This is a genomic window from Bacillus sp. JJ634, assembly GCF_036962285.1.
In the GTDB taxonomy this organism is placed as follows: Bacteria; Bacillota; Bacilli; order Bacillales; family DSM-1321; genus Peribacillus; species Peribacillus asahii_A.
Genome location: NZ_JBALMU010000064.1, coordinates 1 through 22,470 on the forward strand (window position 1 = coordinate 1; position 22,470 = coordinate 22,470).

Annotated in this window: 26 protein-coding genes and 1 pseudogene; 25 read left to right on the plus strand and 2 right to left on the minus strand. The window is 39.3% G+C overall.

Annotation, left to right across the window (positions count from 1 at the left end; genetic code table 11):
* Positions 1 to 289: 289 nt before the first annotated feature.
* The 5 genes from V7068_RS11185 to V7068_RS11205 all read left to right on the plus strand — a co-directional run bounded on the left by V7068_RS11185 (position 290) and on the right by V7068_RS11205 (position 3,354).
* Positions 290 to 1,075, plus strand: a complete 786-nt coding sequence (locus tag V7068_RS11185; protein ID WP_499712821.1) for a 3D domain-containing protein — start codon at positions 290 to 292, stop codon at positions 1,073 to 1,075.
* Positions 1,076 to 1,265: 190 nt separating this feature from the next.
* Positions 1,266 to 2,045, plus strand: a complete 780-nt coding sequence (locus tag V7068_RS11190; RefSeq protein ID WP_499712823.1) for a hypothetical protein — start codon at positions 1,266 to 1,268, stop codon at positions 2,043 to 2,045.
* Positions 2,046 to 2,208: 163 nt separating this feature from the next.
* Positions 2,209 to 2,565 carry a hypothetical protein gene (locus V7068_RS11195; RefSeq protein ID WP_499712825.1) on the plus strand — a complete coding sequence of 119 codons (357 nt, stop codon included), beginning with the start codon at positions 2,209 to 2,211 and terminating at the stop codon, positions 2,563 to 2,565.
* A gap of 165 nt (positions 2,566 to 2,730) precedes the next feature.
* Entirely contained in the window at positions 2,731 to 3,063 is a 333-nt protein-coding gene (locus tag V7068_RS11200; protein ID WP_499712826.1) for a hypothetical protein, read from the plus strand.
* A gap of 114 nt (positions 3,064 to 3,177) precedes the next feature.
* Entirely contained in the window at positions 3,178 to 3,354 is a 177-nt protein-coding gene (locus tag V7068_RS11205; RefSeq protein WP_252289779.1) for a hypothetical protein, read from the plus strand.
* Between the two features lie 421 nt (positions 3,355 to 3,775).
* Here the strand turns inward: V7068_RS11205 and V7068_RS11210 are convergent, their stop codons facing one another.
* Positions 3,776 to 4,369 carry a TetR/AcrR family transcriptional regulator gene (locus tag V7068_RS11210; protein WP_499712828.1) on the minus strand — a complete coding sequence of 198 codons (594 nt, stop codon included), beginning with the start codon at positions 4,367 to 4,369 and terminating at the stop codon, positions 3,776 to 3,778.
* Between the two features lie 334 nt (positions 4,370 to 4,703).
* On the opposite strand from V7068_RS11210, the gene V7068_RS11215 reads away from it, so the two are divergent.
* The 12 genes and pseudogenes from V7068_RS11215 (at position 4,704) to V7068_RS11270 (ending at position 15,346) form a co-directional block, all read left to right on the plus strand.
* Positions 4,704 to 5,882: an acetyl-CoA C-acetyltransferase gene (locus V7068_RS11215; protein WP_499712830.1), complete on the plus strand. Its 1,179-nt coding sequence runs from the start codon at positions 4,704 to 4,706 to the stop codon at positions 5,880 to 5,882.
* Between the two features lie 135 nt (positions 5,883 to 6,017).
* Positions 6,018 to 7,214 (plus strand): acyl-CoA dehydrogenase, encoded by a 1,197-nt coding sequence (locus tag V7068_RS11220; protein WP_499712831.1) that lies wholly within the window; start codon positions 6,018 to 6,020, stop codon positions 7,212 to 7,214.
* Between the two features lie 38 nt (positions 7,215 to 7,252).
* The gene (locus V7068_RS11225) at positions 7,253 to 8,227 is read left to right on the plus strand and encodes a CoA transferase subunit A (RefSeq protein WP_499712832.1); all 975 of its coding nucleotides are present in this window, start codon (positions 7,253 to 7,255) and stop codon (positions 8,225 to 8,227) included.
* Positions 8,228 to 8,253: 26 nt separating this feature from the next.
* Positions 8,254 to 9,057 (plus strand): CoA-transferase subunit beta, encoded by an 804-nt coding sequence (locus V7068_RS11230; protein WP_499712868.1) that lies wholly within the window; start codon positions 8,254 to 8,256, stop codon positions 9,055 to 9,057.
* A pseudogene (locus tag V7068_RS11235) lies at positions 9,047 to 9,294 on the plus strand (heterodisulfide reductase-related iron-sulfur binding cluster); the annotation flags it as partial. The gene V7068_RS11230 and the pseudogene V7068_RS11235, both read left to right, overlap by 11 nt.
* A gap of 350 nt (positions 9,295 to 9,644) precedes the next feature.
* Positions 9,645 to 11,057, plus strand: coding sequence for a threonine synthase (gene thrC, locus V7068_RS11240; RefSeq protein ID WP_499712834.1), 1,413 nt, complete (start codon positions 9,645 to 9,647; stop codon positions 11,055 to 11,057).
* 309 nt (positions 11,058 to 11,366) lie between these two features.
* Positions 11,367 to 11,621, plus strand: a complete 255-nt coding sequence (locus V7068_RS11245; protein WP_499712835.1) for a GlsB/YeaQ/YmgE family stress response membrane protein — start codon at positions 11,367 to 11,369, stop codon at positions 11,619 to 11,621.
* A complete protein-coding gene (locus V7068_RS11250) occupies positions 11,602 to 11,709 on the plus strand; it encodes an acetone carboxylase subunit gamma (protein ID WP_499712837.1) in 108 nt (35 codons plus the stop codon). The genes V7068_RS11245 and V7068_RS11250 overlap by 20 nt, the downstream gene beginning before the upstream one ends.
* A gap of 284 nt (positions 11,710 to 11,993) precedes the next feature.
* Positions 11,994 to 13,265: an ammonium transporter gene (locus V7068_RS11255; protein ID WP_499712839.1), complete on the plus strand. Its 1,272-nt coding sequence runs from the start codon at positions 11,994 to 11,996 to the stop codon at positions 13,263 to 13,265.
* Position 13,266: 1 nt separating this feature from the next.
* Entirely contained in the window at positions 13,267 to 14,277 is a 1,011-nt protein-coding gene (locus V7068_RS11260) for a DUF294 nucleotidyltransferase-like domain-containing protein (RefSeq protein ID WP_499712840.1), read from the plus strand.
* Positions 14,274 to 15,008: an exonuclease domain-containing protein gene (locus V7068_RS11265; protein WP_499712842.1), complete on the plus strand. Its 735-nt coding sequence runs from the start codon at positions 14,274 to 14,276 to the stop codon at positions 15,006 to 15,008. Before V7068_RS11260 ends, V7068_RS11265 begins: the two co-directional genes overlap by 4 nt.
* Positions 15,009 to 15,124: 116 nt before the next feature.
* Positions 15,125 to 15,346 carry a DUF5342 family protein gene (locus tag V7068_RS11270; RefSeq protein ID WP_499712844.1) on the plus strand — a complete coding sequence of 74 codons (222 nt, stop codon included), beginning with the start codon at positions 15,125 to 15,127 and terminating at the stop codon, positions 15,344 to 15,346.
* Positions 15,347 to 15,423: 77 nt separating this feature from the next.
* Here the strand turns inward: V7068_RS11270 and V7068_RS11275 are convergent, their stop codons facing one another.
* Positions 15,424 to 16,368, minus strand: coding sequence for an urea transporter (locus V7068_RS11275; protein WP_499712846.1), 945 nt, complete (start codon positions 16,366 to 16,368; stop codon positions 15,424 to 15,426).
* A gap of 164 nt (positions 16,369 to 16,532) precedes the next feature.
* On the opposite strand from V7068_RS11275, the gene V7068_RS11280 reads away from it, so the two are divergent.
* The 8 genes from V7068_RS11280 (at position 16,533) to V7068_RS11315 (ending at position 22,284) form a co-directional block, all read left to right on the plus strand.
* On the plus strand, positions 16,533 to 16,835 hold the full coding sequence (locus V7068_RS11280; protein ID WP_499712848.1) for an urease subunit gamma: 303 nt from the start codon (positions 16,533 to 16,535) through the stop codon (positions 16,833 to 16,835).
* Between the two features lie 23 nt (positions 16,836 to 16,858).
* A complete protein-coding gene (gene ureB, locus V7068_RS11285) occupies positions 16,859 to 17,182 on the plus strand; it encodes an urease subunit beta (protein ID WP_499712850.1) in 324 nt (107 codons plus the stop codon).
* Positions 17,179 to 18,891, plus strand: a complete 1,713-nt coding sequence (ureC, locus tag V7068_RS11290; RefSeq protein ID WP_499712852.1) for an urease subunit alpha — start codon at positions 17,179 to 17,181, stop codon at positions 18,889 to 18,891. Before ureB ends, ureC begins: the two co-directional genes overlap by 4 nt.
* Positions 18,892 to 18,901: 10 nt before the next feature.
* Positions 18,902 to 19,357, plus strand: coding sequence for an urease accessory protein UreE (ureE, locus tag V7068_RS11295; protein ID WP_499712854.1), 456 nt, complete (start codon positions 18,902 to 18,904; stop codon positions 19,355 to 19,357).
* Complete coding sequence (locus V7068_RS11300) at positions 19,350 to 20,036, plus strand: urease accessory protein UreF (protein ID WP_499712856.1); 687 nt, start codon at positions 19,350 to 19,352, stop codon at positions 20,034 to 20,036. Before ureE ends, V7068_RS11300 begins: the two co-directional genes overlap by 8 nt.
* A gap of 25 nt (positions 20,037 to 20,061) precedes the next feature.
* Positions 20,062 to 20,673, plus strand: coding sequence for an urease accessory protein UreG (gene ureG / locus V7068_RS11305; protein ID WP_499712858.1), 612 nt, complete (start codon positions 20,062 to 20,064; stop codon positions 20,671 to 20,673).
* A 1-nt stretch (position 20,674) separates the two neighbouring features.
* A complete protein-coding gene (locus V7068_RS11310; protein WP_499712860.1) occupies positions 20,675 to 21,499 on the plus strand; it encodes an urease accessory protein UreD in 825 nt (274 codons plus the stop codon).
* Positions 21,500 to 21,570: 71 nt separating this feature from the next.
* A complete protein-coding gene (locus V7068_RS11315; protein ID WP_499712862.1) occupies positions 21,571 to 22,284 on the plus strand; it encodes a HoxN/HupN/NixA family nickel/cobalt transporter in 714 nt (237 codons plus the stop codon).
* Positions 22,285 to 22,470 lie beyond the last annotated feature (186 nt).

Genomic DNA, 22,470 nt, shown 5'->3' on the forward strand with positions numbered 1-22,470 from the left:
GTGCCTATGTAAAATTATTTAAATACATCATATTCAGTTGCTGGAAGATAGCCTGTTTGAATAGACGGTCCAGTACAGTTGGGGCACCTAATAACTGAACTCCGCCATGGGTGTCGTGATTTAGATACGACGGACAAATATAGTAATTATTCTAGTATTATTTTAAAAATTGATATCTTCCCGTTATACTTCTGTGATATCTGTCATCTATTCTTTATCTGTCTGTTCTTTGTATAGAAAATAACTGTGATATGATTGCAAATATTAGCTTACAGGGAGGTAACAACATATGAAAAAATCAATCTTATCGCTAGTGGCAGCGGCTGCAATATCTAGTGCATTTACTAGTCCGGTACAAGCAGAAGATGTCGAACTGAAAGATGGAGACACATTATGGGGGCTATCTCAAACATATAAAGCTTCAATAGAAGAAATTAAGTCTTGGAACCAGTTGTCGTCAGATACAATTTATGCGGGAGAAACACTACAGGTTTTTCAAGAAGTGGATTATATGGTCGAGTCGGGGGACACGCTATGGGAAATCGCGCATAAAAATGATGTATCAGTAAACGACCTTAAGTCTTGGAACGGTTTAAATTCAGATACAATTCATCCAGAACAGAACCTAGTTATGAAACCAGGGGTAAATAAAGTTGAGACAGAGAACGTAGAATCTAGAACGAAATCAGAGCAAGCTGTACCAACTAACACAGCTGTACCAGCTAACACAGCTGAACAAGAAAAAACAGTATCAAAAAGTGAAACTACGAATCAATCAGATATAGAAAAAGAGATTACCGTAAGAGCGACGGCATATACTGCTGATTGTCAGGGATGTATCGGAACTACAGCTACAGGTGTCGACTTAAAATCGAATCCGGATGCAAAAGTAGTAGCAGTTGACCCATCTGTCATCCCGCTTGGATCAAAAGTGTATGTGGAGGGCTATGGCTACGCAACAGCCGAGGATACAGGTAGTGCTATAAAAGGAAATAGAATCGATGTCTTTATTCCTAATGAGCAGGATGCTTTAAATTGGGGCGTTAAAAAGGTGAAAGTGCAAGTGTTGGATTAACGCATTCATATAATTGATCGTTTAGAAGATATCTTCTACTTCGATTTCAACTTGTTAAATCGACATAAGAATGTTTATTTGAATACGCTGTTGAAATTTTTGTGACGAGGTACAAAAATGATTCATTTTTTAGGCTGATATCACTCAATATAACATGATGTGGCGTAATAAGAGGGGAAGGCGGAACATTGTGAACACAGATCAAGTATTTGAGCTGTTACAGGATGCAGGAGTATCAGAAAGTACTAGCATTCAAACTGTGAGACGTTGGCTGCGTGAAGGGAAGATTAAATATGAGGGAGGAAAAAGGAGTAGAGAAACTGGCTGCATAATTGATGACACAGATCAAGCGTTTGACCTGTTAAAAGATGCAGGAGTATCAGAAAGTATTAGTAATCAAATAGTTAGACGTTGGTTACATGAAGGCAGGATTAAATACGAAGGAAGCGGAAACAAGAAAACTGATTACATAGTTGATGATACAACCTCAAAGCTGTTTATCGATGATCGTGCAAATCAAAATATGGATGAAATGATCCACCGATTAAAACTAAAAATACAGGCACAAGATAAGCATATAGAAGGAATGGAAGAACTTCATGAGAATGCAAAGCGCAGATTAATTGAGCAAAGAGACAAGTTGAAAAAAGAAGTGGCCATTTTAAAGAATGAGGAAAGTAAATTACAAAGTAAAATAAAGGATTTAGTAAAACGAAATATTGAATTACGTAATGAATTAAAAAAATTAAAAGAGAGCAAAGGAGACCATTACACTCTCACCTCCAGCACTCAATCAAATAATTATAGTAAAAAATTAGGGCTTTCAAAAATGGCAAGTACTAAAGAAGTGTTGGCAGAATATAAAGGGTTATTAAAAATAACTCATCCAGACCAAGGCGGCAACGCAAAGTTATTTCATTACATTAAGACGGATTACGATAATTTTAGAAATAGTACTAAAGATACATGATGATTACGTGTGTAAAAAAATCAGTGCCTGTCCCCGACGACATTAAAGCGTCAACGAATGAGGAGGACAGGCTTCTTTTAGTAGATTGTATTGTTGGTGTTAAAATATCGTCTCAAAACATACACTCTTCATAGTAATTATTAGATATTGAGGAGATGAAGAAATGAACCTCGAGATGCAAATAGCGAAAATGCTGGCTGAAAATATAGCTGATTTTATAAAGTTTGTTCATAAGCATTATCAAAATAAAAACAACAGCTTGATTTTAAATCGAGATAAATTGTATCAAGTAAAACTTCTTGTTGAGGAGTTTAAGTTTCAAATATTAGCAGATGAACTTTTGAGAATAAATCGGTTTATTTGGAATGCAGAGTACACGTATTTATTAGTTAATAGATTTAAGAAAGGGCTAAGCATTATTGATGAGTACGTAGAAAATAACTACGATGATTTATTCATTTTTACTGCCAGACTTCACACATTAAAGAGCCTCAGCTTATCATTTAGTAATAAGGAATAATTGTAAATTTGTTCCTTGTTTCTTTTATACTTTCTCCCCAATCCCTCCTTCTCATCACGTTCACTTCTCTTTTGCTGTATTGTTTTTTTTAGTATACCAGTCAACTAGATGCAGTTTGGCGGGGAAGGTTCAATAAACAAATATAGTATAAAGAGGAGAGTTGAAATGCGGCAAAATAAAAGAAAACAGAGAATCATAGGTAGCATAATTGGGATATTTGTAGTGATTATTGCGATAGTGGGCATTAATTATTCATTGAATAAGACGTTAAATGATATGACTGATTTACTTGTAGTAAAGAGCGAAGGTTTAGACATCCAAAAACCTTTAGAGGAGCAGACAGATTTATTGGGAACAGAAGCGTTTAAAACATTAGAAGTCAAAAAAATGAAAGGGCAGTATGTCACTTATATCGAACAAATTAAAGGAAAAAAATTAAATCGAACGATAGAAGTAGGGCATCCTATCCCTCTTGATGCGCTAGAGGATATAAAATAACAGAAGAGAAGAAAATTGAAGTATGTTTCCCCTTCCCTCAAACTAATAATTTTAGGAATTTTATTTTCATTTGTGCAGATACTATTTTTGAAATTAGTATAGGGAGGGTTACATATGCCAGGAAAAGCTAAACAATACGTTGATCAAAGTATGTCATCTGTACAGGATACGGTTAACACATTGCAACAAGCGCTTAGTTCTGTAGAAAAACCAGACAACAAAGAAAAGATTGAACAAGCCATTAATTCACTTAATTCTGCGCAGCAACAATTATCTAAGTATCAAGATTAGCAAGAATGTACATTGATTGTATATTTAAACCTGTTGAAAACACTTTATTCTAATTTCTTAGAGTAAAGTGTTTTTTCATTCTCCTGTATCAGTTATAACCCAGACTTTCCGGTAACTTGTTCAAAATGGGCGAAAAGTACGAAAGTATAATAAGCGTACACCATTCGATATTCTTGGCATCACTCAAGAATATATGCTGGGACTTCACAAAGCTGTATAAAAATACGGAGTGAAGAAAGTCTTATTTGAGTATGTTCAAAACATATCTATCCTAGTCCCTCTTATAAAAAACGAGTTCGATGACTTTGGCATCGAACTCGTTTTTTTAAAAATTGATGGCTGTGATCCTATAGGTAGACTTTTTTTAGTGTCTACTCTATAGGATACATTGTATTTCGGAATGGTGCTGTGTTTTATTAAATTATGCTCTTATACCATCCAATAACGTATGTATAATCTTTTGGGTTTCTAGTAAAAGGTCAAAATTATCATCGCCGATACACCAATCGAAAAGTGTTCCGCGCATGCATCGTGTAATGATTATGGTGATTTCTTCGGGGGAAAGATCTTTTTTGAATTCTCCTTTTTTTTGACCTTCGCTTACAAACTGATGGACTATTTTAAAGATAGCTCTGTTTTTATTCAAAAAGTAATTGTTATTTGGAGAAGCGTTTGTATACAGGGTTCGAAACAGATCTTTTCCCCAATAATCTCTGAGATAAACCATTTGCAATTCAGAAAGCTGCCGCAATTTTTCGCTGGCATCTGTTTCTTCAGGCAAAGACTGAGTAAACTCCCAATAAATCTCGTCAATCTCTTTAAATTTTTCAAAGAAAATTTCGTATTTCGATTTAAAGTGTGTGTAAAATGCCCCTTTTGATGTACCGCTCAGTTTAACTATTTCATCAACGGTTGTATCATCGAAGGATTTTTTGCTAAAAAGCTCTAAAGCCGTTTCCAGAATCTTTTTTCTTGTTTTCCTGGCTTTTATTTGTCTGGGGGTTAAATCTGACATCTATGAATCTCCTTAATCAAACAAAGAATGTGTTTGTTGTCGTATAATTCATAATTTTAGCATAAACAAATTAATTTATGGAATTAAGAAAGAAAATTTTAGAGCTTAAGAGCTCTTTGAAGCTGGCCAAATTGTCAGTGGCATATCTTCATAGGTCTTTAAGGATGGGTGAAAAATTCCATAATTTTTTGATTAAGGAATTTTTTAAAAATATTGACAATTTAAAACATTTAAAATAAAATTCAAAATACAGACTACGGTCTGGGACTGTGGTCCGAGACTATAGTCTTTGTTATTTATTTTTTCAAAATCGGTCTTAGGGGGAAGTGTGAAAATGGGAAAAACAGTAATTGTTAGTGCGGCCAGAACTCCTTTTGGAAAATTTGGAGGGGCTTTAAAGGATTTGCAAGCTGTTGACCTTGGCGGGGTTGCGATAAAAGAAGCGTTGGTCCGTGCTGGAGTTGAAGGAGATCAGGTGGACGAAGTAATCATGGGGATGGTTCTTCAGGGCGGCGCGAAGCAAATTCCCTCAAGGCAGGCAGCAAGAATCGCGGGATTACCTTGGGAAGTTCAAACGGAAACGATTAATAAAGTATGTGCTTCCGGCCTTCGCAGCGTAACATTAGCAGACCAAATCCTTCGTGCTGGTGACGCTGATGTCATTGTGGCAGGCGGAATGGAGAGTATGAGCAATGCACCTTACATATTGAAAGATGCACGTTGGGGTATGCGTATGGGGAACGGCAAGGTAGTCGATTTGATGCTGAATGATGGACTCACCGATGCTTACGATGGACAGCATATGGCTGTTCATGGCAGCAATGTTGCTGCTGAATATGAGATTTCACGTGAAGCGCAGGATAACTGGGCATTGCGCAGCCAGCAGCGCGCGATTGAAGCAATTGAGGCAGGCAAATTTCACGAAGAGATCGTGCCTATAGCTGTGCCGCAGCGCAAGGGCGAACCAATTTTGGTAAATAAAGATGAAGCACCGCGTGAGACAACATTCGAACAACTGAAAAAATTGCCTCCGGTTTTCACCAAAGACGGATCCATTACAGCAGGGAATGCACCTGGTATAAATGACGGTGCCGGTGCCATGGTTTTGATGTCGGAGGAGAAAGCAGCCGAGCTGGGCAAAACGCCGCTAGCTGTCATCCTTGGACACGCCGCGGTGGGACAGGAAGCTCCTTACATCGCTACAACTCCTGGCCTTGCAATAAATAAGTTGCTGAAAAAAACAGGATATACCATAGATCAAATTGATTTGTTTGAGGTAAATGAAGCATTTGCAGCTGTAACTCTCACAAGTGAGAAAATTGCCGGATATGACCTGGAAAAGGTAAACGTAAACGGTGGAGCGGTTGCCTTCGGACATCCGATTGGTGCAAGCGGAGCGCGGATTATAATGACGCTGATTTATGAACTGCGCCGGCGCGGCGGCGGTCTCGGTATTGCAGCAATCTGCTCCGGAGCTGCACAGGGCGACGCTATCCTCATTGAAGTACGATAAAGAAATTTGAAATAGAGGGGCAAAGGAAGTATAGAAATTAAAACGTTTATGGTTATTGGAGCAGGTCAAATGGGAAGCGGGTTTTATCAATACAACTAATAAAAGAAACAGGAAAAATACAGAGGAGGAAAAAGTATGTGTTTGGAATTTACTGAAGAACAAGAAATGATGCGAAAAATGGTACGCGACTTTGCTCAAAATGAAATTGCCCCTTTTGTTGAAACGATGGAAGAAACGGACGAATATCCATTGCACATTATCCGTAAAATGGGCGAATACGGCTTGATGGGGATTCCAATTCCACAGGAATATGGAGGAGCAGGGGCGGATTTCACTTCCTATATATTGACCATTAATGAGATTGCCAAAGTAAGCGCTACCCTGGGAGTCATTTTATCCGTTCATACATCCGTGGGAACCAATCCAATTCTGTATTTCGGAACGGAAGAACAAAAGCAAAAATATATTCCGAAGCTGGCATCCGGCGAGTACATTGGCGCCTTTGCACTAACGGAACCAAATGCGGGATCCGATGCAGGGAGAATTCGTACTTCCGCGGTGAAAAAAGGCGATAAATACATTTTGAACGGCTCCAAGATTTTTATTACAAACGGCGGTGCTGCCGATACTTATGTTACGTTTGCCGTAACGGATCCAACTGCAGGTACAAGAGGCATTTCCGCATTTATCGTCGAGAAAAATACCCCAGGCTTCACTGTTGGTAAAAAAGAACAAAAGATGGGGCTCCATGGTTCCAATACAACGGAATTAATTTTTGAAAATGCCGAAATTCCCGCAGAAAATCTGCTGGGCCAAGAGGGGGAAGGATTCAAAATTGCCATGGCCAACCTTGATGTAGGTCGAATTGGCATCGCAGCCCAAGGTCTGGGTATTGCCGAAGCCGCTTTGGAATATTCCATCCAGTATGCAAAGGAACGGATTCAGTTTGGCAAGCCACTCGCAGCAAACCAGGGGGTTGCTTTCAAAATCGCCGATATGGCTACAGAAGTGGAAGCAGCCAAACTGTTTGTTTACCGTGCAGCCAAGCTTCGCAGCCAGGGCATCAAATGTGGGAAAGAAGCTTCGATGGCAAAACGCTATGCAACCGATACAGCGATGAAGAATGCGACAGAAGCGATCCAAATTTATGGTGGTTATGGCTATACGAAGGATTATCCGGTGGAAAGATTATTCAGAGACGCAAAAGTTACCCAAATTTATGAAGGTACCAATGAGATTCAGAGATTGGTAATTTCAAAATATTTGTTGGGAGATCAATCAAAAGCACAAAACACTCAACCAAAAAACGCAGGGCAAACGGTCTCAGTGTAATTTTTTACAGACGACAATAGATAGGGGGAGAAAGAAGTATGAAGGACAAGAGATGTTCTTTAAAAGAAGCTGTGCAAATGATTCAGGATGGCAGCATGATTACCTTTAGCGGATTTACCATTTGGCGGCGTCCAATGGCCGCAATCTATGAAATGCTGCGCCAGGGGAAAAGAAATCTTCATTTAATAGAGGTTAATTCGGGAACGCATACCGAAATGCTGATTGGGGCCGGTGCTGTCTCCATTTGGGAATCTTGCTGGAACGGCCATGAACTTTACGGGAAAGTGCCTTATTGTATGGACCGAAAAATGAAATCAGGCGAAATAATTGTTGAAGATTACAGCCACCAGCATATCCTGTACCGAATGCAGGCAGGAGCAGCTGGAGTTCCGTATCTCCCAACATGGGCCTCAAGGGGTACGGACATTTTGAATCCGGAATATGATATGCTCGGCAAAGCAGGCTTAAGGGACGGAAAGAACCCGCGCATTCCTTTTCAAAAGTTTGGGTATGCACCCGATCCGTTCTACGATGAAGGCGAAATTATTCTTGTACCGGCGGCAAGGCCGGATGTATGTATCATTCACGCCCAGCAGGTGGGGGAAGAGGGTACGGTACGTGTGATGGGACAAACCTTCTCCGATGAACAGGCCGCTAAAGCAGCGGATAAAGTCATTGTCATTGCCGAGGAAATTGTTCCGGAGTCCTATCTGAGAGAGGATCCTGATCGCAATCTGCTCCCAAGCTACATGGTTGATGCGATTGTTGAAGTTCCATGGGGGGCGCACCCAACCGGTATGTACGGCTGCTATGATGTGGACGGTGCGTTTATCAATGATTTTGCAACCGCCTCCAAAACAGAGTCCGGAACGCAAGACTGGCTTGACGAATGGGTTTACGGGGTCGGAAGCCATGAGGAATATCTGGATAAACTGAATGTTTCCCGCCTTATGAATCTGAGGACGAACAGTTTTTACAAATATAGCACTCGTGCAAAAAGGGGGAGTAATTAATGGAAAAGGTACTAGTACAGAATAAAATGTATGCAGCCCCTGGTGAGTATACTGCTGCCGATTTGCTTGCCGTGGCTGCAGCCAGGGAAGTAAATAACGATGAAGTTGTTTTTGCCGGTACCGGGCTTCCGGTGCTGGCGGTCATGCTGGCTGCTCAAACCACCGCACCTGACTGTAAGGTTATTTACGAAGCAGGGACGATTGGATCCAGAAGTACTTCTCTGCCTTCGTCTGTGGGGGACCCCCGCTGCGTGGAAGGTTGTTCGATTGCCTCCGGCTTACTGGATGTTTTTGACCAGTTGCAAAGAGGAAGAGTGGATCTCGCTTTTTTGGGCGGAGCAGAAATTGATCAGTATGGAAATGTGAATACGACCGTTGTCGGTGATTACTTAAATCCTGACATGCGCTTCCCGGGTAGTGGCGGAAATAATGATATTAATTCACTGGCAAAACGTACCGTTTTTATCATGGTTCAGGAAAAACGCCGTTTTAAAGAAGAAGTTGACTATCTCACCTCTCCGGGCTGGCGTGTCCGCCAATGGCCTTCCGGTGAGTGGATGCACCGCCGTCAGGCCTACGGCAAAAAATTTCTAGGCGGTCCATCCGCTGTAATTTCGAACATGGCAGTGTACCGCTTTGATGAGGAAACTGGCAGGATGTATGTAGACACTTTGCACCCGGGAATTACCGAAGAGATTCTCCAGGAAAACACTGGTTTTACTCTTGATTTCTCACGCTGCCGCGGTGAAACATTGCCTCCAACACATGAAGAATTGGATATTCTTTATGGAGTCGTCGATCCTGAAGGAATCTTTCTTCCAAAGAAATAAAGAAAATGCTATGTGCTGCGGTGCTGGCGGCGGCAGGATGTGGATAGAGGAAACACAGGGAAAACGGATAAACATTGAGAACGTGTCGAACAAGCACTTCGGCTTAGTCCAACAATGATTGGAAGTAATTGCCCCTGCTGCTTGACCATGCTGAGTGATGGGACCAAGGTAAAGGAAGCAGAAGACCAGGTCAAAACAATGGATATTGTAGAAATTTTGGGGAAATCTTTACAGTAGAAAAAGAAATTAAGAGTAATAATGTTTGGTTTGCACTTGCATGATGAATGCGAGTGTTTTTTTCTTTAAAGAAGAGTCTTTGAGAACTTAATAAAAACATAGGTGTTGATATTGCTAAATCACTGTTGTTAACCTATTCCCATCGAGCCAACAATGTAAATGACTAGTTACGAAATCATTCCTGTTTCAAACGAAAAAAATGAAAGTAATAGGGTTATTATCGAACTGTTGAAAGAACAATATGAAGAATAAAGAAGTCTGATATTTCAGCTAATATTTCAATTATATATTGACTCACGGCGAATTCTAGGTAAGGATAGTAATAAATTATATTTTTCTTGGAGGATGTTATGAAATATATTAGTACACGTGGGAATGTAAGTAAAATTGGTTTTATTGATACAGTCTTAATGGGGTTGGCAACAGATGGAGGACTTTTAGTTCCAGAAAAAATTCCACAAATTCCTGTAGAAAAGCTGCAGGCAATGTCCAAGTTGACTTATCCTGAATTAGCATACGAAATCATTTCTTATTATGTTGATGGGGAAATTCCAGAAAATGAACTTAAGGAATTAATCGAGAAAAGCTATGGAACCTTCCGCCATTCTGAGGTAACTCCAGTTCAAAAGGTAAAGGATAACATGTATGTGTTAGAACTGTTCCATGGACCAACCTTTGCTTTTAAAGATGTTGCTCTGCAATTTTTAGGAAACTTGTATTCCTATATAGCAAAGAAAACAGGTGTAACCATCAACATTCTTGGTGCTACTTCAGGGGATACAGGTGCATCAGCTATTGAGGGTGTAAGAGGAAAAGAAGGCATTCGTATATGTATTTTGCATCCTCATGGAAAAGTAAGTAAGGTGCAAGAGCTGCAAATGACGACTGTTCATGACGAAAGTGTTTTAAATTTAGCAATAAAGGGAACGTTTGATGATGGGCAAAGAATCATTAAGGAATTATTTGCGGATTTGGAATTCAAAAATAAATATCATCTGCGTGCCATTAATTCCATTAACTTTGCTCGTATTTTAGCGCAAACTGTTTATTATTTCTATGCGTACTTCCAAGTCGCAAAAGAGAAAGACATAGAAAGCCTCAACTTCAGTGTGCCAACAGGAAATTTTGGGGACATTTTTGCCGGTTATTTGGCGAAGAGAATGGGGCTTCCAGTTGGTAAGCTTATTGTTGCAACGAATGAGAATAATATTTTAGAACGTTTTATCAAGGATGGAGTGTACCAGCCTAGTGAATTCCGCAGTACATACAGCCCTTCTATGGATATTCAAGTAGCAAGTAACTTTGAGCGTTATCTGTACTACTTGCTTGATGAAGATGCAGATGCAGTAACTGCCTTAATGGATCAATTCAAAACAGAAGGAAAAATTGTTGTGAATGAGGAGCAGCTTCGTCAGGTAAAAGCGGATTTTGCAGCATATGGAGTAGAGGGAGAAGAATGCCTGCAAACTATCAGCAAGTACTATGCTGAAACCAATTATTTACTTGATCCGCATACTTCTTGTGGAGTTGCTGCTTACGAAACTTGTAATGATCCTAGTGAAGTATGTGTCACACTCGCAACAGCGCATCCAGCAAAATTCAATGAATCCATTGAACTTTGTAATATTGAACAGACATTCCCTGAACAAATTAGTCAATTGTTTGATAAACCACAATATTTGGAAGTTGTCGAGGCGGCCAATGATGAAATTGTTGGTAAACTAGAGAAACATTTTAGTTCTGCCCAATCAAATGTGAAATAAAATTTTAACTTAAATTCGATAAAAACAAATGGAAGAAATTTGTTTAGATTTCTCTGATTGGAATGAAATGGACGTAAGAGAAGAGTGTATAGCTTCGTTGTGATAATCTGAATGATTGCATAAGAAGGAATTAAATAACTATAACGATAAAGAGCTCAGTCTTAAGACTGGGCTTTTTATCGTTATAGTGGCATTAGGAATAATACTATGTATGAAGAAGGATAGGACTTATATGTTTATACGAACCCTTTTTTCCACTCGAACATTTAGTACAAGGCTTGCATACGATGGGGAAAAAGGGGTGTTTGAATGGGTATTATTACCTTTATTCTTTCTGTTATTATTGCGATGATAATTGGTACGGTTGCCGATAAGGTATCACCTTTTAATATGCCGGGAGGCTGGGCTGGAGCTATAGTAGCTGGTTTCATAGGAGCCTGGATTGGTCCGCTCTTATTTGGGACATGGGGTCCGATGGTAGCAGGTTTTTCGTTAGTTCCTGCCCTGATTGGTGCTATTATTGTTGTCGTTGTTGGAGGCATCATTGCTAAGTTTTTTGATTAGCTTTGTGTTGCAAGAAGAAGCAGTAACGCCTTGGTATCCGATTTTAAAAGACTTTGAGTCGGATATGGATGCTTTTTATAGTGAATAGCTGAATCGGCCGCTGCCACAAATGAAATAGGATGGAAATCAGACGACGGTGAATACCATCGTCTGATGTTTTATGTCATAAAACTTATTCGTTTTAGATTCATAACTAAACTACATAGAAGTGGTTAAGGAAAGGGGGGAGTGAATAGGTTGCTCGTTTATAGTGGAAGTATCTTTTGTGCGATTTGTTTGTTAGAAAATCTTACATAACACTTGATGTCATGTTTCCTTACATTTATACTTTGAAATATATTACAAGATTAACAGAAAAGGAGATGAGTGAAATTGGATGCTATAGTTTTAATGGATAATCTGTGGGTAATCGTTGGTACAATTTTAGTTTTCTTTATGTTAGGTGGGTTCATATTACTTGAAGCAGGATCGACTAGAATGAAGAATGCTGGTCACATTGCTGGTAAAACAATCTTCACTGCAGGAATTGGAGCTTTAGTTTTCTGGGCTGTCGGATATGGTTTTATTTATGGAGAAGGTAATGCATTTATAGGGTTATCAAATTTCTTTTATGGTGACACTTCAACGGTTGAGGAAGGATTAACTCCTGCTGTAGATTTTATGTTTCAAATGATGTTTGCTTTAGTTTCTTTAACCATTGCATTTGGCGGTTTTGCTGAACGAGCGAAATTATCTGCTTATGTTATTTTTGCTATTTTATTCTCAGCGCTTGTTTATCCTGTCGTTGCTCACTGGATTTGGGGCGGTGGTTGGTTAGCTGAACATGGTAAGCAAGACTTCGCTGGTTCTACAGTTGTTCATTTAACAGGTGCAATGGCTGCTTTAGCTGCTACAATGATCTTAAAGCCGCGTATTGGTAAATACAATAAAGACGGCTCATCGAATGATATTGCTGGTCATAACCAAGTTTTTACTGCATTAGGTGTTCTAATTTTATGGGTAGGTTGGTTTGGATTTAACGCTGGTAGTACATTTGGAGTTGCAGATGCATTCTTTGGTTTTGTTTCTTTAAATACACAATTAGCTGCTGGTGCTGGAGCAGTTGCTGCGATGTTTATCGCTTGGGTAGCAACGGGTAAAGCCGATATTCCAACAACATTAAATGGTGCATTAGCAGGTCTTGTTGCCATTACTGCATCTTGTGGATTCGTTGAACCTTGGGCAGCGGTTGTGATCGGTTTAGTTGGCGGACTTATGGTTTTCTATAGTATGAAATTGTTTGATAAAGCGAAGATTGATGATCCGATTTTTGCATTATCCGTTCACGGTACAGTTGGTGTGTGGGGGACACTTTCTAATGGACTATTTGCAGTACCTGCGCTTTCAACAGATATTGACTGGGGCCAAGCGGGATTATTCTACGGCGGCGGTTTTACACAATTAGGTGTTCAAGCAATGGGTGTAGCGGCATCGGGTGTATACGCATTTGTTGTTTCATACATTATCTTAAAAGTGATGAATGCAGTTATGGGAGGTATCCGTGTTACTGAGGAAGAAGAAATCATTGGACTTGATTTAAGTGAACACGGAAGTTATGGTTATCCAGAAAGCATGCCTGAGCATAAAGAAAAAGCGGGTGTATAAAATGGTTGTTGTTAACCATTCAGATAATGATGAGTTTGAAGCGTATATAAACTGCTATCTTGAAATGAGACAGTGGCGAGATAAACATATTCATAAAGTTTGGGAGAATCCAATAGCTCTTAATCAATTTCATGATATGTTAATTAAGACAACTGTTCAAAAAGCAATTGAGAAAGTAGAAAGTGAGCTTGGGCCAGCCCCGGCTCACTTTGCTTTCTTTATAATGGGTAGTGGCGGAAGGTCTGAACAATCTATTTGGAGTGATCAAGACCACGGTATTATTTTTGCAGGAAACGAAGGATTTAAATCCTATTTTTTAAGGATGGGAGAAGAAATCTCCAATGGATTAAGTGTAGTTGGTTATGAATTGTGTGATGGAAAGGTTATGTCATCAAACCCTAAATGGTGCAATTCAGTTGCTTCCTGGGAACAGCAAATTAGCCATTGGTTGAATGAGGCAAGTTGGGAATCTCTTCGGTATTTTTCTACCTTCTTTGATTCGCGTGTTTTAATAGGAGAGGATGGTTTTCTATTAAGATTAAAAGAATTCGCATTTAACCATTTGAGGAAAGATCCTTATTTATATATCCGTTTATTTGAAAATATCCGTCATATGAAGAAAGGGCTCGGTATTCTTGGGCAGTTTCTACCGGATTCTTTTGGTAAGGAAACAAGGTGTATTAATATGAAGGAAGTGATCTTTTTTCCGTATGTGAATTCCTTACGGTTGCTTGCACTGAAAGAGGGTATCTTTTCTCCGTCTACTTTAGCCCGTTTTCAGCAGCTGCCTAATCGTTATAATACTATCAAAAAATATCAAGTTGATTTTGAAAAGCTATTACATTTACGTCTTTCCTTTAAAAAGCAGTCGAAAAGTTACGAGGATGTTCATCTCTTAAATGTGGATTCTTTAACAAAATCAGAAAAGCAAGAGCTTAAACAAATTATGAAACATGGCTATAGGCTTTTTACTGAAACCAAACATATTATTAATAAAGGGTGTTCATCATGATTATGAATCAGATGGTTCGCTTTGTTAAACAATTATCTGGAAAGCTAAGTCCGAGTATGTACTCATCTGTTGAGCATCAAACGGACGCTGCAAGTATAGCTTTTCTTAGGCAGCTCCAAAGAGATATAAAAGCTAAAGATGTGCTGCAGGTACCTTTTTCAGAATTAAAGGTAACGGTATTTGATTTAGAAACGACAGGCTTTTATCCACAAAAAGGTGATAAAATTGTATCTATTGGCGCTGTTAAAATGATTGGTAATCAAATTATAGAAGATGAAACGTACTATTCCTTAGTGAATTGTAACGAACCGCTTCCAGAGCATGTTAAAGAGTTAACGGGGATTTGTGAAGCGGAACTTGCCGAAGCTCCTTCTTTAGAACAGGTGCTAAAGGAATTCTATCAATTTATTGAAAGTCGACCCCTGGTTGCTCATCATGCTAATCATGAAAAGAGTTTTATGCAACATGCCACATCTTCTGTTTTAAAGCTGAATTTTCAGCATCGTATTATAGATACATCTTTTTTAACGAAGGTCGTGGAGCCTAAAAAAGATTTAATCACCTTGGATGACTGCTGCAACCATTTTGGCATTTCAATCGAAAAAAGACACCATGCTTTACACGATGCAATTGGAACTGCCAAGCTATGGGCAGAGGGTGTTCGTTTAACCCAACAACTAGGTTTTTCTAATTTGTCAGATGTATATGCTCATTTAGCAAAAATAAGTTAACGGTTATATCCTGGCACTGTTCCAAAGGTGCCAGGCTCTTTTCGTTATGGATAGAGAATATTTAAGATAATTTTAGGGGAATATTTGAAGAATAAATATATTAGGAGGTTTTCATCATGTTTCAAGATTTTGAAGTAAAACCACTGTTTGAGAATCAAATCCATGAACGGCAACAGTTCACACTCAATATTCAGGGAGACAATTATCAAGGGATTTTCCACGATGGAGAAATTCATTGGTTTCATCCACATCCGAACAATAACCTCGAAGAAGATCATCTTAAAGCTGTAGAATCAAAGGTTCAAGAATTGATGTCAAATTCAAATCGCTTGCAATAATAATACAAGGAAAAAACATCCCGTCAGTTAAACGTGGTGTTTTTTCTTTGTAGAGTGTGTGTGGTCGTCTTACTTTATTAGAATTTAGGCAAAACCTTTCTTGCCCCTAGGAAGAGCCAGGTACTGAGAACAAAAGGCATCGTCAGAGCAGGGAGTCCGTATGGCAAAAGCCATGTACTTATACTAGCTGTCAGCGGGACGGTAAAACAAGCTGCAATGATACCTATTAAGGGTGCAAACCGATTATTCTTGTCCTTAAATACTAGAGATACAGCTAAAGCGGTTAATATCGCATTATAGCCATATAGTCCCATTAAAATTAAAGAATGTTCCCCTCCAAGTCCATAGGCTGTAAGTAAAGAAATGGTATTGCCTAAAATAGCATAGAGGCCAAATCTCCATCCAGCCCAAAAAAGGGCAACGAAAAGCAGAACTCCAGATATGGTATTAGCTAGAAAAAATATTTGCCCAATCCCATTAAAGATTCCCTCTGTCCAATCTATCTCTCCTGCAATGTTTAATTTCCAGTGCACTAAACTTTGAGGTACTAGCGCCGTATTTAATTGGAATGCTTTTAATCGATAGGAAGTAAGCAACATAAACCAGGTGAGAATGATAAAAGGGAACGTCAGGATTGGTATTGCGGTGTTTTTCATAAAATGCATCATAGCAGCTGATAAAATGGCTGCAAAAGCTGCTCCAAATAAAGCGATAATCCACTTGGAAGATTCAGTTAAAAATATGGTAAGTGCAATGCCTGTTAATACGGAATTGTATCCGTATAATCCAGCACGTACACTGTTCTCATCCGCACCTCCGACCTTCCCGATTAGCGTACCTATGATGGAAGATGCTAGAGTCATTATTCCTAAATAATAAGAGGAAATTGTAATGGCTATTAGAATAATGAAACCTGAAATGGCATTTTCAATTAATGCAACTTGAGAAATCCCCTTTAACGATACCGAAATCATTGAATAAAAGGTCTCCTTAGACGTAAAAGCATTTTTGCTTTGTCTCATAAAATTCTCCTCTAAAAAAATTAGATAAAAATAGGATGACACGTTTAAAGGTAATTAAAATGGAAAGGCTAGTTGTGTTCGTTTTCTTATCATAACTATAACTTAGTATTTTCCAATTTTATAAAGATCTATTTGGTAATTACATGAAAATAAGGAGGTTTATGATGCAATTATTACCACGTGAGATTGATAAACTCATGATTGTAGTAGCAGCTGATTTAGCTAAGCGACGAAAAGAAAGAGGATTGAAATTAAATTATCCTGAGGCCGTAGCATTGATTACATATGAAGTATTAGAAGGGGCCAGAGATGGGAAAACAGTTGCACAATTAATGGAGTATGGGGCAACGATTTTGTCTCGTGAAGATGTGATGGAAGGTATTCCTGAAATGATTGATGATATTCAAGTGGAAGCAACTTTTCCGGATGGAACAAAATTGGTCACGGTACATAGTCCGGTTAGATAAAAAGTAAAAGGAGGCGTAATTAAATGGAACCGGGACAATTATTTTTAAAAGAAGAAGATATTGTTTGTAATGCTGGAAGAACAGTAAAAAGTCTTTCCGTAACTAATACAGGAGACCGTCCTATCCAAATAGGGTCGCACTTTCATTTTTATGAAGTGAATGAGGCTCTTCAATTTAATCGAGAAGAAGCCTTTGGAAAACGATTGAACGTTCCAGCTGGTGCCGCGGTTCGTTTTGAGCCAGGGGATGAAAAACAAATAGAATTGATTGACTTCGGCGGGGAACGCCGTGTTTATGGATTTAACAATAAAACGGATGGATTCTTGGAAAGAGAGGACAATCAATGAGTTTCAAAATGACGAGAAAGCAATATGCACAAATGTACGGACCGACAACAGGAGACTCCATTCGATTGGCGGATACGGATTTAATTATTCAAATTGAAAAGGATTATACAACCTATGGTGAGGAAGTCGTTTTTGGCGGCGGGAAGGTAATTCGTGATGGGATGGGACAGCACCCTCTCGTAACCCGGGGAGATGGAATCCCAGATGTTGTGATTACGAATGCGGTTATTTTGGATTATACGGGTATTTATAAAGCGGATATTGGGATTCGTGACGGAAAAATTGCCGCAATCGGTAAAGCGGGCAATCCTTTAGTGATGGATGGGGTGGATATTGTCATTGGAGCGTCTACCGAGGTTATTGCAGGAGAGGGCATGATTGTGACAGCTGGTGGAATTGATACCCATGTCCATTTTATTAACCCTGCTCAAATAGATGTTGCTCTTACGGCTGGTCTGACTACTTTGATTGGAGGAGGGACAGGTCCTACTTCTGGGTCAAGGGCTACAACGGTTACCCCGGGTGAGTGGAATATCCATCGAATGCTACAAGCGGCGGAAGGAATGCCCATAAATGTAGGCTTCACAGGAAAAGGACAAGCGGCGACGGAAGAACCTTTGGCAGAGCAAGTACGGGCAGGCGTCATCGGACTTAAAGTCCACGAAGACTGGGGGGCTACAGCTTCAGCCATTGACCATGCGTTACGGGTGGCTGACCAATATGATGTTCAAGTTGCTCTTCATGCAGACACCTTAAATGAAGGTGGATTTGTAGAAAATACAATGGCGGCCATTAAAGACCGAGTCATACACATGTATCATACGGAAGGGGCAGGAGGCGGTCATGCTCCGGATTTAATTAAATCGGCTAGCTTTATGAATGTTCTGCCTTCATCAACGAATCCTACATTGCCATATACGGTGAATACAATCGATGAACATTTGGATATGCTTATGGTTTGCCACCATTTAAACCCATCGGTTCCAGAAGATATTGCTTTTGCCGATTCTCGGATTAGACGTGAAACTATTGCTGCTGAAGATATCCTGCAAGACATGGGTGTATTTAGCATGGTTAGCTCGGATGCACAGGCAATGGGGCGGGTTGGGGAAGTGATTTTACGCACCTGGCAAACAGCAGATAAAATGAAAAAACAACGAGGAGCACTGCAAGGAGACAGCGAGCTTTCTGATAATAATCGTGTGAAGCGTTTTGTGGCCAAATATACCATCAATCCTGCGATCACTCATGGAATTTCCAATCATGTTGGTTCGGTGGAAGTAGGAAAGATTGCCGATCTTGTGATTTGGTCACCTGCGTTCTTTGGAGTGAAGCCTGAGCTTGTATTAAAAAATGGTTTTATTGTGCAAAGCCTTATGGGAGATGCAAATGCTTCCATTCCAACTCCGCAGCCTATCATTTATCGTCCGATGTATGCATCGCAAGGAAAAGCTTTATCCAAAAGTTCTATTACTTTTATTTCTCAAGCGGCCTTTGATGATAAAGTACAGGAGAAATTAGGACTAGAAAAAATAATTCTCCCTGTTCATGGTATCCGGAAATTAACGAAAAAAGATATGAAACTTAACTCAGAAACCCCGGAAATCACTGTTGATCCGCAAACGTATGAGGTAAGAGTAAACGGGGAACTCATTACATGCGACCCTGTCGACAAAGTTCCGATGGGACAACGCTATTTCCTATTTTGAGGTGAAAATATTGATTATTGAAAGCATTGTCACGAATATTGAACAGATGGAGCAAGGAGAAATAAACAAGCGTCATAAGGAAAAAGTTTACCTGGAAAGTGCGGATTTAGTAAAAAGAATCCAACGAGTAATCACCGACCACGGCAAAGAAATTGGCATACGCCTAAAAAATCCGCGTGACCTTGTAGCGGGTGATGTTTTATTTATGGATGATAAAAATATGATTGTCATTGATGTCTTATCCGATGATCTAATCGTGATTAGCCCGCGATCTTTGAAAGAAATGGGCACGATTGCCCATCAATTAGGAAACCGCCACCTTCCAGCCCAATTTGAAGAGAACGAAATGCTCGTTCAGTATGATTATTTAGTAGAAGAATTGCTGCAAGATCTTGGAATTCCCTTCAAACGTGAAGATCGCAAAGTCAAACAAGCATTCCGTCATATTGGGCATAGTCATGGATAATCACATTCTTCCTTTATTTCAATTATGTGATTCCAACTTGCCAACTGGTGCTTTTAGTCATTCATATGGTTTAGAGAGTTATATTCAAGAAAATCAAGTGTATGATCAGGAAACATTTGAGCAGTGGCTTCATGTTTATTTGAATGAACAGCTCGTCTATTCGGATGGGTTGGCTTCTCGTCTTGTTTATGAAGCATTAGAGGAAGAAAACTTTGAAAAGGTGTGGAAGATTGACCGATTGCTGCTGGTTCAAAATTTGCCTCGCGAAACGAGAGAGGGTACCCAAAGAATGGGTGAACGCATGTTGAATCTTGTAGAGGCCTTATACGAAGTGCCTGTTCTCTCTTTGTATAGAGAACGGATCAAAAAGAAGCAATCCTTTGGACATCCTTCCATTGTGTTTACGATAATCGGGCACCATCTTGGAGTTGCACAATCCACTACTACTCTTTATTATCTATATTCAGCTGTTTCGACCCTTGTTCAAAACGCGGTACGGGCTATCCCTTTAGGTCAGACAGTTGGTCAGAAAACGATTCAGAAGTTTCAATGCGCATTAGTGAAGGCATCGGAAAAAATTCAAGGATTGGATGAAGAAGATTTTGGGATCATTTCACCTGGTCTAGAGTTAGCTCAAATGAAACATGAACGAGTGAATATTCGCATTTTCATGTCTTAATACGGATAGAAGGAAGTGTTTTTTTATGGAACCGATTAAGATTGGTATTGGGGGACCTGTTGGAGCAGGCAAAACGATGTTGGTTGAAAAGCTGACACGACATCTTGAGGGTGAAATCAGCATGGCAGTTGTGACGAATGATATTTATACAAAAGAAGATGCTAAATTTTTAATGCAAAATGGTGTCCTGCCTGCAGACCGGATTATTGGTGTAGAAACAGGCGGGTGCCCTCATACAGCGATTCGCGAAGATGCCTCGATGAATTTTGCGGCCATCGATGAATTAATAGAGAAGCATCCGGATGTTGAACTTATTTTTGTTGAGAGCGGTGGCGATAATCTTGCGGCAACATTCAGCCCAGAGCTTGTAGATTTCTCCATTTACATTATTGATGTAGCCCAAGGTGAAAAAATTCCACGAAAAGGTGGCCAAGGGATGATTAAATCAGATTTATTTATCATCAATAAAACGGATTTAGCCCCTTTCGTTGGAGCGAGCTTGGAAGTGATGGAGGCAGACACGAAGGTTTTTCGTGGAAATAAACCGTTTGTTTTTACGAATTTAAAAGATAATACAGAGCCCAATCAAGTGATTGACTGGCTTAAAAAGAATGTGCTTTTAAAAGGATTAGATTAACATGGAGGATTGGACAGGAGTTTTGCGATTAAATGTCGAAAATCGGAAAGGAAAAACCGTCGCAAAGAGCGTGTATTTTCAGGGAGCATTGAAAGTGATGCGTCCCGTGTATCATGATGAATCTGGACAAGCCTGTTATTATATTTTAAATCCGGGCGGGGGCTATTTAGATGGGGATCGCTATTCCCTGCAAATTTCATTGGAGGAAAAGGCCAGGTTAACCTTAACCACGCAATCCGCGACAAAAGTCTATAAAACACCTCATACTCATGCTTATCAGGAGACAGCAATTTTTCTTAAGGCAGGCAGTTATTTAGAGTATATCCCGGATCCATTGATTGCGTATCAACATGCGCGATATAAACAAAAAAATGTCATTCATATGGAGAAAGGAGCTACATTCCTTTATTCAGATATCATTACTCCAGGATGGTCCCCTAATGGAGAACGGTTCAGCTATGATAGACTTCAATTAATCAATGAAATTTATATGGATGATGAGTTGGTGACGTATGATCATATTAAGTTGAATCCAGTTACTCAAAATATAGAGGACCTTGGTTTTATGGAAGGATTTACACATATAGGTTCCATGTTAGTCGTTGGGGAACAAACGAGTCCTGAACTCTTAGATCGGTTATACGATTCCCTGAATTTGAATACGCATACATGCGATGTGGGACTATCTATTCTGCCTGTAAAAGGTTTTATGGTAAGAGTGTTAGCGAACTCTACACAAACGATTGAACGAATATTTATGAAGTTCCATCATATTCTTAGTGAAGAATGGTTTAAAACAAGCCCGAGTTTTCTTAGAAAATATTAATGTTTACAATCCAGCAATCCATAAGGTTGCTGTTTTTTAATAGAGAAAAAATATGTAGAGGGGGAGCTTTTATGGAGGTTACATTATTTTCAGTTTTAGCTTTGGGTTTCATTTTAGGAATCAAGCATGCAGTGGAACCTGATCATGTGATTGCGGTATCTACAATTGCGAGTCAAAGCAAAAAGCTATGGAACGCTTCGCTGGCTGGCGTATTTTGGGGAATGGGTCATACGGCAACATTATTTATTGTTGGTATTATCCTCATTTTTATGAAGGGTGACTTACCAGAGAAATGGGCGATGTCCTTAGAATTTTTAGTGGGAATCATGCTTGTTTATCTTGGGGTTAAAACAATCCTTGCTTTCAAAAATCTCCATGTCCATCAGCATGAACATGATGGGGATAAACATCTACATGTTCATTCTCATGACCATGGCGGTAAACATGAGCATAAACACCAACATGGAAAGGTTTCATATTTAAAGTCATTGTTGATTGGCTTCGTTCATGGTCTTGCAGGAAGTGGTGCTATGGTGCTATTAACGATGAGTACAGTAAAGAGTATTGGGGAAGCTGCGATTTATATTCTTATATTTGGGGCAGGAACGGTCGTTGGTATGCTTTTCTTTTCTACCGTTATCGGGATTCCCTTTGTATTAAGTAAGAAACGGATAGCTATAAATCGAACACTGATATTAACCACTGGTGCAATCAGCACGATTTTTGGAATATTTTATATGTATAATTTAGGAATTAATGAAGGGTTATTTAGCTTATGGATTTAACGGGCATTTATGAAGCGGAACTGACTGAAGCTTTTTCCTTAGAGTGGGTGCTAAAGGACTTATTAATTCAAGGTACTTTTCTTTTAGTGAAAACTTAAGACATACATTGATATTATTTTAGGTGAACATAATGAATTACCAATTATTTTATGTTTTTGTTTATGTTTATTCAATGGAAAAAGTTGA

Bases quoted from the DNA above. Each gene is read 5' to 3' on its own strand.
- V7068_RS11185 (WP_499712821.1), top strand. From the start codon at position 290: ATGAAAAAATCAATCTTATCGCTAGTGGCAGCGGCTGCAATATCTAGT.
- V7068_RS11195 (WP_499712825.1), top strand. From the start codon at position 2,209: ATGAACCTCGAGATGCAAATAGCGAAAATGCTGGCTGAAAATATAGCT.
- V7068_RS11200 (WP_499712826.1), top strand. From the start codon at position 2,731: ATGCGGCAAAATAAAAGAAAACAGAGAATCATAGGTAGCATAATTGGG.
- V7068_RS11205 (WP_252289779.1), top strand. From the start codon at position 3,178: ATGCCAGGAAAAGCTAAACAATACGTTGATCAAAGTATGTCATCTGTA.
- V7068_RS11210 (WP_499712828.1), bottom strand. From the start codon at position 4,369: ATGTCAGATTTAACCCCCAGACAAATAAAAGCCAGGAAAACAAGAAAA.
- V7068_RS11215 (WP_499712830.1), top strand. From the start codon at position 4,704: ATGGGAAAAACAGTAATTGTTAGTGCGGCCAGAACTCCTTTTGGAAAA.
- V7068_RS11220 (WP_499712831.1), top strand. From the start codon at position 6,018: ATGTGTTTGGAATTTACTGAAGAACAAGAAATGATGCGAAAAATGGTA.
- V7068_RS11225 (WP_499712832.1), top strand. From the start codon at position 7,253: ATGAAGGACAAGAGATGTTCTTTAAAAGAAGCTGTGCAAATGATTCAG.
- V7068_RS11230 (WP_499712868.1), top strand. From the start codon at position 8,254: ATGTATGCAGCCCCTGGTGAGTATACTGCTGCCGATTTGCTTGCCGTG.
- thrC (WP_499712834.1), top strand. From the start codon at position 9,645: ATGAAATATATTAGTACACGTGGGAATGTAAGTAAAATTGGTTTTATT.
- V7068_RS11245 (WP_499712835.1), top strand. From the start codon at position 11,367: ATGGGTATTATTACCTTTATTCTTTCTGTTATTATTGCGATGATAATT.
- V7068_RS11260 (WP_499712840.1), top strand. From the start codon at position 13,267: ATGGTTGTTGTTAACCATTCAGATAATGATGAGTTTGAAGCGTATATA.
- V7068_RS11265 (WP_499712842.1), top strand. From the start codon at position 14,274: ATGATTATGAATCAGATGGTTCGCTTTGTTAAACAATTATCTGGAAAG.
- V7068_RS11270 (WP_499712844.1), top strand. From the start codon at position 15,125: ATGTTTCAAGATTTTGAAGTAAAACCACTGTTTGAGAATCAAATCCAT.
- V7068_RS11275 (WP_499712846.1), bottom strand. From the start codon at position 16,368: ATGAGACAAAGCAAAAATGCTTTTACGTCTAAGGAGACCTTTTATTCA.
- V7068_RS11280 (WP_499712848.1), top strand. From the start codon at position 16,533: ATGCAATTATTACCACGTGAGATTGATAAACTCATGATTGTAGTAGCA.
- ureB (WP_499712850.1), top strand. From the start codon at position 16,859: ATGGAACCGGGACAATTATTTTTAAAAGAAGAAGATATTGTTTGTAAT.
- ureC (WP_499712852.1), top strand. From the start codon at position 17,179: ATGAGTTTCAAAATGACGAGAAAGCAATATGCACAAATGTACGGACCG.
- V7068_RS11300 (WP_499712856.1), top strand. From the start codon at position 19,350: ATGGATAATCACATTCTTCCTTTATTTCAATTATGTGATTCCAACTTG.
- ureG (WP_499712858.1), top strand. From the start codon at position 20,062: ATGGAACCGATTAAGATTGGTATTGGGGGACCTGTTGGAGCAGGCAAA.
- V7068_RS11310 (WP_499712860.1), top strand. From the start codon at position 20,675: ATGGAGGATTGGACAGGAGTTTTGCGATTAAATGTCGAAAATCGGAAA.
- V7068_RS11315 (WP_499712862.1), top strand. From the start codon at position 21,571: ATGGAGGTTACATTATTTTCAGTTTTAGCTTTGGGTTTCATTTTAGGA.